Below are 15,474 nucleotides of genomic sequence, written 5' to 3' on the forward strand. Positions count from 1 at the left end.
TGGAGAACGTTCATAATAATATTGATCAATTATTAACAAAGTTTTAGGAGAGTGGGACAGTGACAGCACGATACCTAATATTTGAAGATGGCTCAATTTTCGCTGGCGAAGGTTTTGGTTCACCAGCTGTTACTTTTGGTGAGGTTGTTTTTAATACCAGTATGACTGGTTACCAAGAAATCATCACTAATCAGGTTTACAATAACCAAATTGTCGTTTTTACCCAGCCAAATATTGGAAGTTATGGAATTCAACGTAATATCTATGAATCAATTGTACCGACGATTAAAGGAATTATTGTTCGTTCCCTTGCTGATGCTGGAACTAATGATAATGGACGCCAATTGACTCTTGATAAATACCTTCAACAAATGAACATTCCGGGAATTACTAATATTGATACACGGGCAGTAGTTCATAAATTAAGAAAAGCTGGCAAACCATTAAAAGGAAGCATTGTTCCAGTTCCAGATGACCACGCTTTTGACCAGCTTCATGCGACTGTTTTAACGAACCAGCAAGTTGCTCAAGTCTCTACTCCTAAACCATATCCTAATCCCGGGATTGGGTTAAGCGTTGTTGTGATTGACTTTGGATTAAAGAACGGAATATTGCGGGAATTGAGTCGACGAAAATGTAATATTACTGTCTTACCATATACTGCAACGGCTGAAGAAATATTACGGTTAGATCCTGATGGGGTTGTACTTTCAAGCGGTCCAGGGAATCCCAATAATGTTCGTAAGTCAGTCCTAGAAATGATTCGTACTGTCCAAACTAAAGTACCAATGTTTGCTATTGGACTGGGCCATGAATTATTCGGAATCGCCAACGGAGCAAATGTTCAGCAAATTCCAGTTGAACATCATGGCATGAATCATCCAATTCATGAAATCATTACTGACCACATTGTCTATGCGACCCAGGCGGAGGGTTATCTGATTAATCGTAATTCAGTTGACCGCTCCCAGCTTTTTATTACGTATGTTGATATGCTTGATAATAGTGTTCAAGGGCTTCGTCATCGTCGTTATCCGGCATTTTCAGTTCAATTCTTCCCTGATGGTGCACCGGGACCCGATGAAACTGATGGTTTATTTGATGAGTTCGTCGATACAATGAATAGGAGGGGGGATCGTCATTGATGGAAAAGTTGAAATCTGTATTAATTATTGGAGCGGGAGCCAACGATGTTCAACACGGTGATGAGCTCGACTCTGCTATTTACCAGGTCTCACGCGTTTTTAAGCAAATGAAGATAAAAACAATCTTGGCAGATGATAACCCATTTTCAGTAAGCTTAGAAAATGTTGATCACGGTTGTATTGTCCCATTAAAAGTCGAGAGCCTAGTAGATATTATTAATAAGTTTCATCCAGATGCAATCTTGCCTACTTTAGGTAATCGTCGAGCTTTTGAGCTTACCCAAGAATTGCTAGAAAAAGGGATTATTCGTAAAGAAAATATTCAACTGCTAGGGGTTCCTGAAGCAACTATTCGTCAAATTAATAGTGCTGTTTTGCTTGAACGAACGCTTCGACAAATGGAAGCACCAGTTAAGAAAATCGTAACGGTTAATAATTATCAGGATGCTTTGGATGAGGCAACTAAACTAGGTTATCCAGTTATTATCAGGTCAGTATTACCTAAGAGTAGCAGTACGCGTAAAATTGTGCATGATCGAAGCGAATTGGCAGATGCAGTAAAGGTTTGTTTGAGCCAGTCGCGGGCAGAACAAGTAGTAGTTCAGCAAAGTCTTGCCGGCTATAAGGAAATTGAAGTCGTCGTTCAACGTGATAGTTCTGGAACAATGATGATGTTGTCAATGATTGAAGATATGGACCCAATCGGTATCCATGCTGGTGATTCAATTGCCTTCAATCCTGTCCAGACACTTCGCGATCGACAGATTCAGGATATTCGAGATACGGCTTTTGCTATTACCCGCAAATTAAGAATTGTCGGCACGAACCATATTCAGTTTGCCCTTGATACAAACAGTGATCGTTTTTATGTCATTAAGAGCAGTCCATACTTTGATCGAATTACAGCGTTTGTATCGCAGTCGACTGGTTATCCAATTGCCCAAGTAACAGCACAATTATATGCAGGAAAGCATCTGCGGGACATTGATCTTGGTGAAAATTATGTTCATCATGCGGCTCTTATCGAACCAACAATGGATCATATTGCTGCACGGGTTCCAATATGGGGATTCAACGATTTACCAAAAGCTAGTCGTTTACTTGGAACAGAAAAGCGGTCGGTGGGGACGGTTTTTGGTATCGGCCGAAGTACTATTGAAGCACTTTTCAAAGCTATTGAATCTCGTTATCACGAGCCAGCTGACTTTCATCTTGCCGCTCAAAAGCAATTGACTGATGACCAATTAATCGCCAAAATTGTCCACCCCGAAGCAGGCCGACTTTTTGTATTAATTGAAGCAATGCAGAGAGGGTACTCAGTTAATGAATTAGCAGAGATGACAAAGATTGACCCATTTTATTTTGAACAGATTAATAAGATGCGATTGTTGATTCGTGAGATTGCTGATCATCCAAATAAAGAGCCGGTTTTGCAAAAAGCTAAGAGTTACGGCTTGAGTAACCAGCTTATTGCAAGACTGTGGAATACTACCCCTGAGCAAGTTTATCAGATGAGTATAGACCACCAATTATTGACAAAGTATAAAGAAATCGAACCATCAGCTGGGGAGTTTGATCAGCATACTAATAGTTTTTACTCTGCTTACGAAGAAGAAAATGAAATTAGCCGAACTTCTCAACCAAGCACCCTGGTAATTGGGACAGGGGGCTTACGATTAGGATTAAGTAATTCTGGTGATTACTTTGTTGCAATGATGTTAAAAGAACTTCATAATGAAGGCTTTAATAATGTTGTGGTAAATTCAAACCCTAGTTCCGTCACTTTTGATCCAGAGTTAGCTGAAAAACGTTATGTTGAACCGGCAACAATTGAAAATATCTTGCAAATATTACGGATAGAGCAACCCCAGTATTTGTTTATTCCTGTTAGTTATAGTAAATTATTGAAATCATTGCAAAATTATGACTTGGATGTAAAAATCATCGTAATTCCAGATGAATTGCCAACTACTGCTGCTAGTAGCGATAGGCAACGTTACTCCTTCAATTATGTCTATGATGGCAATTATGCTTATCCATTAGGAACAATGACTGATCTTTTTTCGCCAATTGCGTTAAATTATCAATCTACTGCTTTGCGCTACCCGGCTGATCTTCTTTCATCAACTTACCAAAATCTTAATGACCAGGCTAGTATTGCTGTATTAAAGATGGAACAGCCAGGGTTATACCAAGCAATTTTTGAAGAGGATGATGGGGAATTTAGTTTAATTAAAGTTCAACCATTGTCATTGCCAGAAGTTGCCTTTTTATCAAAAGCTCTTCATATTAGCTTACCAGGGATTTTTACTCAATTATTCACTGGTAAATTCGATAAAATGCTGGAGCCTAAACCGGTATCAGGGATTGTTAATTATCGTGCAACCTTCCCATTTAAGGCGTTGCGAGTTAAGGGAGGAATTCCTGCCCGTAACCGGGTCATTGGTGCTCAGATGCAATTTTTAGGAGAATAATTTAGCGATATAAAAAACTTCAGCCCGGTGTCTTGGGCTGAAGTTTTTTAGTTAGAAAGTTTATGTGGTGTTACATAAAGTGTTTTCTGACCTGTAAAAATAACAAAGCCAGGTTTAGCTCCGTTTGGCTTATGAAGTCGCTTGACAGGAAGATAGTCAACGGGTACGTTATCGGAATCGCGACCTTTAGAGAAGTATGCTGCTAACTGTGCGGCTTCAAGAATCGTATCTTCGGATGGGTTTGTTGAGCGGATTACCACGTGGGAACCTGGGATATCTTTAACATGTAACCAGATTTCATTTTTATTAGCAATCTTAAAGCTAAGACGGTCATTTTGCAGGTTGTTTTTACCTACTAAAACCGTAGTGCCATCACTAGTATGGAATTCTTCTGGAGCACTTACCTTAACTTTTCGTTGCTTTTTCCCGCTTTTCTTCTTTTTAATATAACCCTGTTCTTGCAGTTCCAGTTTGATCTCTTGAATATCAGCGGGAGCAGCTAATTTAATCTGGTTTTCAATGTTTTCAAAGTATTTGATTTCATCATTTGTCAGTTTTAGCTGTTCCTTTACATACTCAACAGAGGTTTTGAGCTTATTATACTTAGTAAAGTACTTTTGGGCGTTGCGCGATGGTGATAATTCGGGAGCAAGCTTGATTTTCAGTGGTTTATTATCATCATAAAAGTTAGGAAGTTCGATTTCTTTCATTCCGGGAGTTAATTTACTAAGATAGGTAGTAAGGATCTCACCACAAATTCGGTACTGATCTGCAGTTGCTGCATCTTGTAATTGTTGTTGCAGTTTTTTTACTTTTCGTCGATCTTTTTTAAGTTCATTCTTCAGTACTTTTAACACTTGCCCCGCTAATTCTTTTGAACGATCTTGTTCTGCTTTATTAGCATAGAAGGCATCGAGAAGGGCAGAGAGAGAGTCGAAATGTTGCAACTCACCATCAATATTTAATGGAGGGAACACAGCGAATTGAGTCTTTCCATTAGAGCGGGTGATTAATACTGGCTCTGGATTTTCAAAGTGATTAAGAAATTGCTGATAGGTAGTTGGTAAATTATCACTTTGCAGTAATTCTGCAGCTAATTCCCGCGCGGAGTCTTTGCCAAATCCTTGATAATGCTGCTGTAACTGATGACTTAATTCTGCTTCGTCATTATTTTGCCTTACAAGGTCAGAGTAGACCTGGTTTGGTAAGTAAGGGTTAACTTTATCTTGCTTTGGTGGCATAACAAAGGTTGCACCTGGCAATAACAAGCGAACTCGGTTTTGATCTGAACCAACATGCTTAATGGTGTCAATGATTTTGCCCGTCTTAAGATTAACGAGGGAGATATTACTATGCCGAGCCATAATCTCACTCACAAGGACTAGTTGTTGACTATCGCCTAATTCATCACGAGTGTCAAAAGTAATTTTGATAATCCGATCATTATCAACTTGTTCAATTTTATTGACGATTGCGCCTTCAAGGTATTTCCGCATCGTCATTGTAAAATTAGTTGGAACTGCTGGATTTTTATATGGAATCTCAGTAATTTGGATTCGTGGGTATGTTGGATTAGCAGAAATGAGTAATGGATAATTGTGCCGGTGAGCACGGATCGTAATAATTAATTCTGCAGGGTAAGGTTGACTAACTTTGGCTACCCGACCAGTAGTTAATTTTTGATCTAGCTCATGGACAATTGCATGAGTAAACAAGCCGTCAAAAGACATTAGTGTAGCCTCCTAAATATTATAATTACAAACGAAAATAGCACTATTAATTATACAGTTTTACATCATTAATGAAAAGTAATGTTACTTTAGTGGACATATTTTTGGTTGGTTTAGTGTCGTCAATGTGGTATGCTTTTTGTATTATGTGGGTGAAATCCGCGTAAAAACGCAATTATTTTTAATTATACAAATTTAGAACATGGAGTTGATAAGATGAAAATTGCTGTTGTTACTGACAGCACTGCCTACCTTTCTCCTGAAGAGGCGGCGGCTAATAATATTCATGTTGTCCCAATCCCAGTGACATTGGATGGTCAAACATACCGTGAAGGTGTTGATATTTCCACCAGTGATTTTTATGAAAAGATGGCAAATTCAAGCTCTTTTCCAACGACTTCCCAAACGCCAATCGGCCAATTAATGGAAGTTTATCAAGGATTAGCTGATGATGGGTATGATGCTGTGATTAGCATTCATTTAACACGGGCTATTACAGGATATTTGGATACTGTTGAGCAACTTGCTGAACAGATGAAGGATACAATCAAGATCGTGCCAATCGATTCCCACTTAACAGTTAAAATGATGGGATACTTAGCCTTAGAAGCAGCTAAATTAGCTAGCGAAGGCGATGATTTAGATGACATTGTTAAAAAGGTAAAAGAATATCGTGATACCTTTAATAATGTATTTGTGGTAGATGACTTGCAAAACCTTGTTCGTGGTGGTCGTTTATCAAACGCCTCTGCATTTGTAGGTTCAATTTTAAAAATCAAACCCCTCTTGACTATGCATACTCCAACGCATGCCATTGAAGCGTTTGAGAAGGTGCGGTCAATGAAAAAGGCTAAACTTCGCTGTGAACAAATCTTTGATGAGGATATTGCCAAACTTGACTATCCAGTTAAAGCAATGGTTATTCATGCCAATGTTCCAGAGGAAGGTCAAAAGTGGCTTGATAAACTTCAAGCGGATCATCCTGATATTTCATTTGAGTTAAGTTACTTTGGTCCAGTAATTGGTTCCCACTTAGGACAAGGGGCCTTGGCCTTAGCATGGATGCAAGACACAGCAAAGAAGCCGTTAGCATGAAAAAACAAACTTTAATTAAAACCCTTTTGGCAATTGCGGCGGGTATTTTGATGATATTAATATCATTTACTGGCTTTCAAACCATTTTACCGACTGGTGAGGCGTTTATGCCTTTAGCTGGCGTGATTGCAGTGGGAATAGCAGTTGCATTAGGAATTAATATTGCATTTATCGTGACGCTGGTTAGTGCCATAATCATGATTGTCTTAGGAACTGCCGACTGGGTAATATTAGTCGATTTTATTGTTATTTTGATTGTGGTTGGCTTGATTTTACGCAAACAGGTTCCATTATCTATTGATCTCAATCATTCACAATTATTATGGCTTGCTATTTTTACCGGTTTAGTACAATTATTCTTTATCTCAATCTTTTATGGTTTAATTGGATTAGTCCTAACGGGGACGCCAACAGGTGGATTAACATTTGTTCAACTAATTATTCCTAACGCATTACTGACAGGATTATTGTATGGCTTCCTAGTAGCACCGATCTCATTGATTTTTCGGTGGGTAGCGCGAAAAGCATTGCATATTGATAATAATCATCATAATGATTCAGGTAACTCTGCAGGCGATAAGCAGGGCGGTTCGATTATTGTCGACTTAAGAAGTGCTAAAAATAAAAAAGATGATAAGTAAGCAAAATGCCATGGAAAAAACATTCGTGTTTCTTCCATGGCATTTACTATTTCCATAAACAATTTACATCTTTGCGTCCCATTCGGCATGAAACTCGTCAAGAAAATCGAACATTACTTGTTGACGGTGATTTGCAATTTTCTTGGCAGTTTCAGTGTTCATCATGTCTTTTAGGTGTAAGAGCTTTTCATCAAAGTGATTAATGATAGTTTCATTTGCTAAATTACGATATTCTTCCCGGGACATATTATGACGAGGCTTAATAGCTGGATCATATATTTTTTCATGATGACCACCTCCATAATAGATTGCCCGGGTAATGCCAATTGCGCCGATTGCATCTAACCAGTCGGCATCACGTACTATTTGTCCAATGATGGAGAGTTTGACTTCCTCTTTATCTAATGTATGAGCAAAAGAAATATTATTGATGACATCCATAATTATTTTGACTTGTTCATCACTAAAGTCATTTTGCTTTAAGTAATCAACTAATTCTTGTTTAGCTGCCTCAACGTTGTCAACTAATTTCTCATCAATTGTATCGTGAAGGTAGGCCGCCACAATCGGCAAAAATGGGTCAACTTTTTCGCCCATAGCTAACCGTTTACTCATTTTTACTACGCGGTTAATATGGTCCATCCCATGACCAGTCTTGTCCTGACCTAATTTTTGAATGGTGTACTCTTTAATGGCAGTTAATTGTTCTGCTTGTTTCATTATAAAACCTCTATTCTTGATTGGTTCTTTAATTATTAAATACTGAATCGCAATCCACGTCAACGTTTTGTAAAATAAGATGTGAGGAGTGGAATGAAATGAACTTATTATTTTCAATTAACGACAAGTTTGTTACGCAATTAGCAACCGTTTTATTATCAATTAAACTAAATACGCAAGCACAAGAATTTAACGTATATGTCTTACAAAAGGACAAATTGAAACGAACTGATGACTTGGAAAGAGTTTGTAAGCAATTAGGAATGAACTATTTTCCGATCAAAGTTAATGATCAATTATTTAGCAAAGCACCAGTTACAGACCGCTACCCGACAACAATTTATTATCGTTTACTAGCACACCGTCTTTTACCTCAAGATTTGCATAAAATTTTATACTTGGATGCTGATGTTTTGTGTATTAATGATCTTTCAAGTTTGTATGAGACTTCATTAGATGGATACCTATATGCTTCTGCCATCCATACAAACCTTACGAATACAACAGAGGTTATTAATAAGATTCGTCTGCAAAACTTTGATGCTGACGGGTATTATAATTCTGGCGTTCTCTTGATGAACCTTGATACTATCCGTAAAAAAGTAAAGGATACGGACATTTTTAACTACATCCGTACCCATACACTTTTACTCCCTGATCAAGATGTCTTGAATGCCTTATATGGGCGCTATATTAAGTCTGTCCCTGATCAGTTATATAATTTTGATACTCGTAAGGGCGGCATTTACGAAACGATTTCCTTTGGTGAATGGACAACCGATTGGGTGATGCGTAATACCGTGATTCTCCATTATTGCGGGCGAGACAAGCCATGGCTACCAACTAAAAATAGTGGACGTTACACTGCTTTATACAAAAACTACTTTCAAATGACTAATAAACTTATCAGTGCAGCGTTATTACTTCCCCCAGAAAAAGTTAATTAAGATTTTATTGACTTGGGGGTTGTGATGAAGTAATTCATGTTTAGCGTTTGGTCCGGTAATCTTAACTTCGCGGTATGAACGTGCGCGGTTATTAATAAGGTACTTGAGCGAAAGACAGGAAGCGTTTGAAACTTGGCTATCGTTGCCATCTTTTAAGTCACCATAAATATTCAATAATTTAATTTGCCGTGGGTAACGGTGACGTAACGGGAGTAGCTTTTGATAGGAATCATTCATTGCGGAAGGTTTTCCCGTCTTTTTATTCACTGTTAGATTAGCAGGCTCATTCCAGCCGATTGCACCATCAAAAGTTCCAGCCATCGCAACTTGTTTTTGAATTTGCGGAAGGTTATGGTTACCGGCATTAGCAAGGAGAAAATACATAACTGCCATGTTTCCCATGGAGTGCGCTTCAATATTTACCTTTTTAAAATGATATTTAGCTTGCAGTTCTTCAAGAACGTTTTTAACCCATTGACCTTGTAATTCATAATTTGTGCTATGGTTATCATTAAAATTGACCATTACGAGCGGATTGACAGCGTTATGAGGAATATCTCCTTTAAGAGTAACGGTTCCATCGCCAGCAACATCTGCGGTGATAACTGTTTTTGACACGCCTGCTTTCACAAATCCGTTTACCATATATTCTTCTGCATGGGCACCGCTTCCGTAGCCATGGAAAAAGAGAGTGGGGGTAGTAGAGTGAATATATTTATTGGAAAGGTCTGCGTGAATTGGCTTTGCTGCTAGTCCATAAATAATTGTTAGAAAAAGTGCAGTAAATATTGTTAAAGTAAATTTAATGAATTTGGTCATATAAAAACCTTCTTTTTCTTTTTAGTGCTATCATAGCATATTGAAGGGGTAACTTTTAATAGTTAACAGTTGTATTTAAAACGTAAAGTATGTTACAGTATTAGGGTTGTTTAACGAATAACACATCTAATTAATGTAATGAGAAGGGAAGGTAATACGATGCAAATCAAACAAGCCAAAATGGATGATTTAAATCAAATTATGGAAATTCTGCGAGATGGTCGAAACCAATTAGCCGAACAAGGGATCGATCAATGGCAAGGAGATTACCCGAACGAAGAACATATCAAAGAAGATATTGAAAAAGGATTTGCATACCTTGTACAATCACAAGATGATGAAACTGTTGGTGCATTATCAATTGTTGAAGCACCAGATCACTCATATGATGAACTTGACGGTGATTGGTTAATTGACACTGATCGTTATGTTGTTATTCACCGTGTGGCAATTCACTCCAATCATGCTGGAAAAGGATATGCCTCAGCATTATTCACTAGTGTAATTGATTACATTAAGAATAATCGGAAGGATATTAAGACTATTCGGATCGATACTCATGAAGACAACAAGATCATGCAACACTTGATCGACAAAAATGGCTTTACTAAAGTTGGTGAACTTCACGGGGTTTACCGTCCAGAAGAAAATTCATATGTTTACGCCTTATTAACAGGTAATTAAACACTAAAATAGCGGGAGACTAGGGATTCCTAATCTCTCGCTATTTTTTAAATTAATTTTTGAAACTATGAATTGGAGCGGGAATAAGTCCACCACGGTTAATCATCGCGGTACTTGCGGCTTTATTGACTGCCATTACCGGGGCATATCCTAATAGACCACCAAATTCAACCGTATCACCAACTTTTTTGCCGGGTGCGGGAATCACGCGGACAGCAGTGGTTTTATTATTAATCATTCCAATCGCCGCTTCATCAGCAATCATTGCGCTAATGGTTTCTTTTGGCGTGTCACCTGGAATTGCAATCATATCAAGACCAACGGAACAAACTGCAGTCATTGCTTCTAATTTAGAGATATTTAGCGTTCCAGCGTTAACTGCCTTAATCATGCCAGCATCTTCAGAGACAGGGATGAATGCGCCTGATAAACCACCAACATGACTACAGGCCATAATACCGCCTTTTTTCACGGCATCGTTTAACATGGCTAGAGCAGCGGTAGTTCCATGAGTTCCAACCTGAGCAACGCCGATTTCTTCTAGAACTTCGGCAACGGAATCACCAGCGGCAGCAGTTGGTGCGAGGGAAAGGTCCACGATCCCAAATTGAACGCCCAGTCTTTCAGCTGCAACAGTTCCTACTAATTGACCCATTCGTGTCACCTTAAAGGCAGTTTTCTTGATCGTTTCAGCAACGACATCCATTGATTCGCCCTTAACTTTTTCTAGGGCGGTTTTGATAACTCCAGGTCCTGAAACACCAACATTTATTACTACATCTGGTTCACCAACACCATGAAATCCGCCCGCCATGAAGGGATTATCTTCAACAGCATTACAAAAGATAACTAGTTTAGCATTTGTCATCATATCAAGCTTTGAACCAGCGACGACTACTTCACCCATTTGTGCAACGGCATCCATATTGATCCCGCTACGAGTAGAGCCAACATTTACTGATGCACAAACAAAATCAGTTTCCGCCAATGCTTCAGGGAGGGAAGCGATTAACGTACGGTCACCAGTTTGGTACCCCTTTTGAACAAGCGCACTGTACCCGCCGATAAAATCAATCCCTAATGTTTTGGCAGCTTTGTCTAAGGTTTTAGCATATTTAACATAGTCGTGGTCTTGAGAAGCAGCGGCAATGAGGGAAATAGGAGTAACAGTTACTCGCTTGTTAGCAATCGGAATTCCATATTCGGCTTCAATTTGTTGGCCGACTTTAACAAGGTTCTTTGCTTTTGTCGTAATTTTGTCATAGATCTTTTGACATGCAACCGTACTATCACTATCGACACAATCAAGTAAAGAAATTCCCATCGTGATTGTCCGTACGTCGAGGTTTTCATTCGAAATCATGTGGCTGGTTTCATAAATTTGTTGTGAATTCATTAAGGGATATTCCTCCTGTACATATTAAAGATTATGCATGGCATCGTAAATTTTGGCATTTCTCAGGTTAATTTCAACGCCAATCTCTTTACCGAGTTCTGTAAATTCATTAGTTAATTGATAACTATCAAGATTTTCAGGAATCATCACAGACATCATCATTACGAAATTGCCATCCATAATTGTTTGGGAAACATCTAGAATATTAATTTGTTTTTGGGCAAGGAGGGCACTTACCTTAGCGATAATTCCAACTTGGTCTTCACCTAGAACAGATACAACAGCTTTCATTAAAGAATCCTCTCTTTCTTTTAATGATTTTAATTGTAGTATAATAATATGAACATTTCTAGAAAATTTTAGCTAATAAAAAAGGCATCACTTGTTTAGAGGTGCCTTTTACGGTAAAAGATATGAAATTGGTTGGATCAAAATGCGCCCGGCTTACCAATATAGTCATCTACACCGTCTGGCTTTCCTGACCACTTAAACTTATCATACCAGATAGAATGCTTTTCTTGATCTAACTTGTCGATTTGCTTCATTTCGTCTGGTGATAGGGTAAAATCAAAAATTTCTGCGTTCTCCTTCATACGTTGAGGATGAGTAGTCTTGGTAAGAACTATAAAGTCTTGCTGAATTTCCCATCGCAGGATAATTTGGGCCGGTGTCTTTTGATGTTGATCGGCGATTTCTTTAATAACATCATTGGAAAGCAGCCGACCGTTACCCAGTGGCGACCAGGCTTCAAGTTGAATGTCATTTTCGCGACAAAACTTTACAATCTTAGGCTGGTGAATCAGGGGATTGAATTCAATTTGATTAATTGCTGGTTTAATTTTGGCGTGATCGAGCAAATCAGTCATTCGTTCAACATTAAAATTGCAAACACCAATTGATTTTGCTTGACCATCAGCATAAATATCTTCTAACGCGCGCCAGCTTTCATTGTATTTATCATTAACTGGCCAATGAAGAAGGAGAAGGTCGACATAGTTTGTTTGTAACTTTTTTAATTGCTCATTCACTGCTTGCCGAAGTTTATCATAATCTCCTTGATCACCATTGAAAATTTTAGTGGTAAGAAAGATGCTATCACGTTCACGGCCAGTAGCCTTGAAACCATCTTGAATGCCTTGTCCGACAGCTGCTTCATTCCCATATTGTTTAGCAGTATCGATTAAGACGTAATCATTAATAATGGCTTCTTTAACCATTTGCTGTGTTTCCGCAAGTGAGGCTTTCCAGACTCCTAAGCCAAGTTGGGGGATGAGGTGACCGTTGTTTAATTTTATCTTTGGTTGTAGATTTTGATTCATTTTAATTAAATTCTCCTTTCTAAATCAGTTATAACATTAAATACTTTAGGATTCTTGAATTTGCTCGTTAACAAACTGAAGAAATTTTTCGATTGCTGGAGATAAGATAGTATTTTTACGCCAGGCAAGGACATCCCCTGTCGATTTGTTAGGCACAAGGGGAACAAAAACAAGGTCAGGATCATGAAAATTATTATAGACGCCCTTAATTGTCAGACCATAGTAATTACTATTTCTTAAAAGGGAAACGGTATTTCCAGGTAAACTGGTTGTCGCACGGATATTTAAACGCGTTTGATCTAATTTTAAGATATCACTAACTTCATCGCGAACAATACTACGGTGGGGAAGAATTAAGGGAATTTTGTAAAGATCTTCTTTAGTAATAGTAGAATGCTTGGCAAGTGGGGCCGATTTTTTCATCATTACTCCCCATTCTTCACGGACCGGTAATTCGAGAAAGTTATATTTAGCAGCTTCAACGGGTTCAAGGAGGCATACAAGGTCATTGAGCCCTTCATCTAGTTGGCGGCGAAGGACATCGCCATCCCCATCAGCTAAATTAAAGATTACGTTCGGGTAAAGCTTTTGAAATTCAAAAATTAGTTTCGTTATATAAGGAGAGACACTCGAAACTGCTGAGCCAAGATTGATTTCTCCTGTTAATGCCTCTTCTTGTTGATGAAGGTCGTTTTCAGTTTGATCCAAGAGTTGTAGCATGGTCGTTGCTCGCTGTTGAAATAGGATTCCGGCTTTTGTGAGCTGAAGGCGCCGATTTTCTCGGTTAAACAACTTTATGTCTAATTCGGTTTCTAGGTCCATGATTTGCCGGGAAAGGGTAGGTTGGGTAATATGTAATTGTTCCGCAGCTTTAGTGATATTATTAGTTTGTGCAACAGTTAAAAAGTATTTTAATACACGTGTATCCATATAGTATCTCTCATTTTTATTTATATTAAGGAGTTATTGATAATGGCAAAGCAAGCATTGATTTTATATTATTCGCAATTCGGAAATACTGCTAGACTCGCTAGTAAGATTCATGAAGCAACTGGTGCCGATATTGTAAGAATTAAAGTTCCCGATGATACTTTCCCACTGGATATGGAAGAAACCGGAAAAATTTATCAGCAACAGCTTAATACGCATGCCCTCCCCAAACTAGTGACTACCTTACCTGACTTATCGTATTATGACTTGATCTTAGTTGGCGGACCAGTCTGGAATGGGAAAGTTGCCTCACCGATTATTGCCTTGCTTCAACAGCTTCAAGAATTCACTGGTAAGATTGCGCCGTTTAGTACAGGTTGGAGTGACACTGGTGATTATCAAGAGGACTTCATCAACTATGCTGGTAAGTTAAATGTCACTCCCGGCTACCATATTCTTACTCATGGTAGTCCAGCTTTCAATGAAAAGTCATTATTTTCATGGTTGCGAAAATTATAATTCATTTTTTGAATAACTCACCATTTATAATAAGCTTTTTACATTCTTAATGCTAGAGTTTATTATTAAACCAACAATTAATTGGAGGTTAGTAATAATGGCTAAGAATGAACACGAAGTAAAAATGACCTTTTTGGTTTTGGTGATAAGAACGTTGCGTTTGCAAAATACTTTATTGGAACAAGTTATCTCAATGGGTTAGTATCTCCTGATGATAACATTGATGTAAATGTTTCAAACGTTAATTTTGAGCCCGGTTGCCGTAACAACTGGCATATTCACCATGATGGTTTCCAAATCTTATTAGTAACTGCTGGTGAGGGTTGGTATCAAGAAGAAGGCAAGCCGGCGCAATTGTTAAAACCCGGTGATGTTGTAGCAATTCATGAAGGCGTAAAGCACTGGCATGGAGCTACTAAAGATAGTTGGTTCTCTCATATTGCTATTACGAAGGGAACTAGCGAATGGTGCGAAGAAGTAGATGACGCTACTTACAACCGCCTTTCTGATTAGTTAATCAGTCAGCTTTCTTTGTCCTCGTCCTCAACTTTGATATACTAGGTAAAGTTTGAGGAGGAGATTACATGGAAAGCTGGCTTTTTTTAGCTTTAGTATTATTAATTGCAATCTTTGGTCATAACTCGTCATTGATTATTGCCACAGTAGTAGTGATGGTCCTAAAACTGATCCCTTATACTGCCAAGTGGTTGCCCTTGATACAGCATAAAGGAATTAATTGGGGTGTAACAGTGATTTCAGTTGCGATCTTGATTCCAATTGCGACGGGACAAATTGGTTTTGATGATTTATGGGCGGCTTTTAAGACCCCTGCTGGCTGGATTGCAGTCGGCATGGGCATTGCAGTTGCCATCTTATCAAAGTATGGAGTCAACCAGTTGGCAGCTGTTCCTCAAGTCACGGTTGCCTTAGTACTTGGAACGATTATTGGAGTAGTTGCGTTTAAGGGAATTGCTGCCGGTCCAGTTATCGCGAGTGGGATGACCTATTGTATTGTAACGCTATTGAATTTGCATTTTTAAATAGCAAAAAACCAA

The 15,474-nt window shown here is 38.5% G+C and carries 15 protein-coding genes and 1 pseudogene; 9 read left to right on the forward strand and 7 right to left on the reverse strand.

Annotated features, from left to right (window positions below):
- Positions 1-59: 59 nt before the first annotated feature.
- Together LMB56_RS07140 and LMB56_RS07145 are read left to right on the forward strand one after the other, a co-directional pair.
- Positions 60-1,145 carry a carbamoyl phosphate synthase small subunit gene (locus LMB56_RS07140; protein ID WP_016496853.1) on the forward strand — a complete coding sequence of 362 codons (1,086 nt, stop codon included), beginning with the start codon at positions 60-62 and terminating at the stop codon, positions 1,143-1,145.
- Complete coding sequence (locus LMB56_RS07145; protein WP_229283468.1) at positions 1,145-3,619, forward strand: ATP-binding protein; 2,475 nt, start codon at positions 1,145-1,147, stop codon at positions 3,617-3,619. The genes LMB56_RS07140 and LMB56_RS07145 overlap by 1 nt, the downstream gene beginning before the upstream one ends.
- Positions 3,620-3,666: 47 nt before the next feature.
- Here the strand turns inward: LMB56_RS07145 and LMB56_RS07150 are convergent, their stop codons facing one another.
- Positions 3,667-5,349 (reverse strand): NFACT RNA binding domain-containing protein, encoded by a 1,683-nt coding sequence (locus tag LMB56_RS07150; protein ID WP_229283467.1) that lies wholly within the window; start codon positions 5,347-5,349, stop codon positions 3,667-3,669.
- Positions 5,350-5,565: 216 nt separating this feature from the next.
- Here LMB56_RS07150 and LMB56_RS07155 point away from each other — a divergent pair, with 216 nt between their 5' ends.
- Both LMB56_RS07155 and LMB56_RS07160 read left to right on the forward strand, forming a co-directional pair.
- A complete protein-coding gene (locus tag LMB56_RS07155) occupies positions 5,566-6,444 on the forward strand; it encodes a DegV family protein (RefSeq protein ID WP_016496850.1) in 879 nt (292 codons plus the stop codon).
- On the forward strand, positions 6,441-7,085 hold the full coding sequence (locus LMB56_RS07160; RefSeq protein ID WP_035157383.1) for a hypothetical protein: 645 nt from the start codon (positions 6,441-6,443) through the stop codon (positions 7,083-7,085). Before LMB56_RS07155 ends, LMB56_RS07160 begins: the two co-directional genes overlap by 4 nt.
- 63 nt (positions 7,086-7,148) lie before the next feature.
- On the opposite strand, the gene LMB56_RS07165 is transcribed toward LMB56_RS07160, so the two are convergent.
- Positions 7,149-7,805, reverse strand: coding sequence for an HD domain-containing protein (locus tag LMB56_RS07165; RefSeq protein WP_035157380.1), 657 nt, complete (start codon positions 7,803-7,805; stop codon positions 7,149-7,151).
- 98 nt (positions 7,806-7,903) lie between these two features.
- Here LMB56_RS07165 and LMB56_RS07170 point away from each other — a divergent pair, with 98 nt between their 5' ends.
- Positions 7,904-8,752: a glycosyltransferase family 8 protein gene (locus tag LMB56_RS07170; protein ID WP_122481233.1), complete on the forward strand. Its 849-nt coding sequence runs from the start codon at positions 7,904-7,906 to the stop codon at positions 8,750-8,752.
- On the opposite strand, the gene LMB56_RS07175 is transcribed toward LMB56_RS07170, so the two are convergent.
- The gene (locus LMB56_RS07175) at positions 8,726-9,571 is read right to left on the reverse strand and encodes an alpha/beta hydrolase (protein ID WP_003667846.1); all 846 of its coding nucleotides are present in this window, start codon (positions 9,569-9,571) and stop codon (positions 8,726-8,728) included. The genes LMB56_RS07170 and LMB56_RS07175 overlap by 27 nt on opposite strands.
- Positions 9,572-9,730: 159 nt before the next feature.
- On the opposite strand from LMB56_RS07175, the gene LMB56_RS07180 reads away from it, so the two are divergent.
- Positions 9,731-10,255 (forward strand): GNAT family N-acetyltransferase, encoded by a 525-nt coding sequence (locus tag LMB56_RS07180; RefSeq protein WP_065867824.1) that lies wholly within the window; start codon positions 9,731-9,733, stop codon positions 10,253-10,255.
- A gap of 52 nt (positions 10,256-10,307) precedes the next feature.
- Here LMB56_RS07180 and LMB56_RS07185 read toward each other — a convergent pair whose 3' ends face one another.
- The 4 genes from LMB56_RS07185 to LMB56_RS07200 all read right to left on the reverse strand — a co-directional run bounded on the left by LMB56_RS07185 (position 10,308) and on the right by LMB56_RS07200 (position 13,900).
- Positions 10,308-11,651 (reverse strand): PFL family protein, encoded by a 1,344-nt coding sequence (locus tag LMB56_RS07185; RefSeq protein ID WP_229283466.1) that lies wholly within the window; start codon positions 11,649-11,651, stop codon positions 10,308-10,310.
- A gap of 24 nt (positions 11,652-11,675) precedes the next feature.
- Entirely contained in the window at positions 11,676-11,942 is a 267-nt protein-coding gene (locus tag LMB56_RS07190) for an ACT domain-containing protein (RefSeq protein ID WP_003666221.1), read from the reverse strand.
- Positions 11,943-12,079: 137 nt separating this feature from the next.
- Complete coding sequence (locus LMB56_RS07195; protein WP_229283465.1) at positions 12,080-12,970, reverse strand: aldo/keto reductase; 891 nt, start codon at positions 12,968-12,970, stop codon at positions 12,080-12,082.
- Positions 12,971-13,015: 45 nt separating this feature from the next.
- The gene (locus tag LMB56_RS07200) at positions 13,016-13,900 is read right to left on the reverse strand and encodes a LysR family transcriptional regulator (protein ID WP_229283464.1); all 885 of its coding nucleotides are present in this window, start codon (positions 13,898-13,900) and stop codon (positions 13,016-13,018) included.
- Positions 13,901-13,942: 42 nt separating this feature from the next.
- Here LMB56_RS07200 and LMB56_RS07205 point away from each other — a divergent pair, with 42 nt between their 5' ends.
- From LMB56_RS07205 to LMB56_RS07215, 3 genes and pseudogenes are all read left to right on the forward strand, one after another.
- On the forward strand, positions 13,943-14,419 hold the full coding sequence (locus LMB56_RS07205; RefSeq protein ID WP_229283463.1) for a flavodoxin family protein: 477 nt from the start codon (positions 13,943-13,945) through the stop codon (positions 14,417-14,419).
- 97 nt (positions 14,420-14,516) lie between these two features.
- A pseudogene (locus LMB56_RS07210) lies at positions 14,517-14,932 on the forward strand (cupin domain-containing protein).
- Positions 14,933-15,003: 71 nt separating this feature from the next.
- Positions 15,004-15,459 carry a DUF441 domain-containing protein gene (locus LMB56_RS07215; protein ID WP_078009767.1) on the forward strand — a complete coding sequence of 152 codons (456 nt, stop codon included), beginning with the start codon at positions 15,004-15,006 and terminating at the stop codon, positions 15,457-15,459.
- Positions 15,460-15,474: the final 15 nt, after the last annotated feature.

Origin of the sequence: Limosilactobacillus reuteri (genome assembly GCF_020785355.1) — a bacterium.
Taxonomy (GTDB): domain Bacteria; phylum Bacillota; class Bacilli; order Lactobacillales; family Lactobacillaceae; genus Limosilactobacillus; species Limosilactobacillus reuteri_I.

What these genes read in the sequence shown, in the direction of transcription:
- LMB56_RS07145 (WP_229283468.1), top strand. Translation starts at nt 1,145, where the DNA reads ATGGAAAAGTTGAAATCTGTATTAATTATTGGAGCGGGAGCCAACGAT.
- LMB56_RS07150 (WP_229283467.1), bottom strand. Translation starts at nt 5,349, where the DNA reads ATGTCTTTTGACGGCTTGTTTACTCATGCAATTGTCCATGAGCTAGAT.
- LMB56_RS07155 (WP_016496850.1), top strand. Translation starts at nt 5,566, where the DNA reads ATGAAAATTGCTGTTGTTACTGACAGCACTGCCTACCTTTCTCCTGAA.
- LMB56_RS07160 (WP_035157383.1), top strand. Translation starts at nt 6,441, where the DNA reads ATGAAAAAACAAACTTTAATTAAAACCCTTTTGGCAATTGCGGCGGGT.
- LMB56_RS07165 (WP_035157380.1), bottom strand. Translation starts at nt 7,805, where the DNA reads ATGAAACAAGCAGAACAATTAACTGCCATTAAAGAGTACACCATTCAA.
- LMB56_RS07170 (WP_122481233.1), top strand. Translation starts at nt 7,904, where the DNA reads ATGAACTTATTATTTTCAATTAACGACAAGTTTGTTACGCAATTAGCA.
- LMB56_RS07175 (WP_003667846.1), bottom strand. Translation starts at nt 9,571, where the DNA reads ATGACCAAATTCATTAAATTTACTTTAACAATATTTACTGCACTTTTT.
- LMB56_RS07180 (WP_065867824.1), top strand. Translation starts at nt 9,731, where the DNA reads ATGCAAATCAAACAAGCCAAAATGGATGATTTAAATCAAATTATGGAA.
- LMB56_RS07185 (WP_229283466.1), bottom strand. Translation starts at nt 11,651, where the DNA reads ATGAATTCACAACAAATTTATGAAACCAGCCACATGATTTCGAATGAA.
- LMB56_RS07190 (WP_003666221.1), bottom strand. Translation starts at nt 11,942, where the DNA reads ATGAAAGCTGTTGTATCTGTTCTAGGTGAAGACCAAGTTGGAATTATC.
- LMB56_RS07195 (WP_229283465.1), bottom strand. Translation starts at nt 12,970, where the DNA reads ATGAATCAAAATCTACAACCAAAGATAAAATTAAACAACGGTCACCTC.
- LMB56_RS07200 (WP_229283464.1), bottom strand. Translation starts at nt 13,900, where the DNA reads ATGGATACACGTGTATTAAAATACTTTTTAACTGTTGCACAAACTAAT.
- LMB56_RS07205 (WP_229283463.1), top strand. Translation starts at nt 13,943, where the DNA reads ATGGCAAAGCAAGCATTGATTTTATATTATTCGCAATTCGGAAATACT.
- LMB56_RS07215 (WP_078009767.1), top strand. Translation starts at nt 15,004, where the DNA reads ATGGAAAGCTGGCTTTTTTTAGCTTTAGTATTATTAATTGCAATCTTT.